The sequence below is a fragment of the Massilia sp. TWP1-3-3 genome (assembly GCF_049897805.1).
In the GTDB taxonomy this organism is placed as follows: domain Bacteria; phylum Pseudomonadota; class Gammaproteobacteria; order Burkholderiales; family Burkholderiaceae_D; genus Telluria_A.
The window spans coordinates 1-848 of sequence record NZ_JAFCWX010000124.1 but is presented as its reverse complement, the minus strand read 5'-3'; the positions used below and the strand labels follow the sequence as shown (position 1 = coordinate 848).

The 848-nt window shown below is 50.5% G+C and carries 1 rRNA gene; it reads left to right on the top strand.

What is annotated here, in order from left to right:
- Nucleotides 1–848: ribosomal RNA gene (locus ACP7D4_RS28130) — 23S ribosomal RNA — on the top strand; the annotation flags it as partial.

Here is an 848-nt window from a genome sequence, read left to right as displayed (position 1 = left end):
TAGACGGTGATAGCCCGGTATTCGAAATGCGATGTGTGGAACTAAGCGTGCGACAAGTAGGGCGGGACACGAGAAATCCTGTCTGAATATGGGGGGACCATCCTCCAAGGCTAAATACTCGTAATCGACCGATAGTGAACCAGTACCGTGAGGGAAAGGCGAAAAGAACCCCGGGAGGGGAGTGAAATAGATCCTGAAACCGTGTGCATACAAACAGTAGGAGCGGACTTGTTCCGTGACTGCGTACCTTTTGTATAATGGGTCAGCGACTTACATTCAGTGGCAAGGTTAACCGTATAGGGAAGCCGTAGAGAAATCGAGTCCGAATAGGGCGACAGTCGCTGGGTGTAGACCCGAAACCAAGTGATCTACTCATGGCCAGGATGAAGGTGCGGTAACACGCCCTGGAGGTCCGAACCCACTAATGTTGAAAAATTAGGGGATGAGCTGTGGGTAGGGGTGAAAGGCTAAACAAACTTGGAAATAGCTGGTTCTCTCCGAAAACTATTTAGGTAGTGCCTCAAGTATCACCATCGGGGGTAGAGCACTGTTATGGCTAGGGGTTCATTGCGAATTACCAAACCATTGCAAACTCCGAATACCGATGAGTGCGAGCTTGGGAGACAGACGTCGGGTGCTAACGTCCGGCGTCAAGAGGGAAACAACCCAGACCGCCAGCTAAGGTCCCAAAGATTGGCTAAGTGGAAAACGAAGTGGGAAGGCTAAAACAGTCAGGATGTTGGCTTAGAAGCAGCCATCATTTAAAGAAAGCGTAATAGCTCACTGATCGAGTCGTCCTGCGCGGAAGATGTAACGGGGCTAAGCCAGTCACCGAAGCTGCGGATATT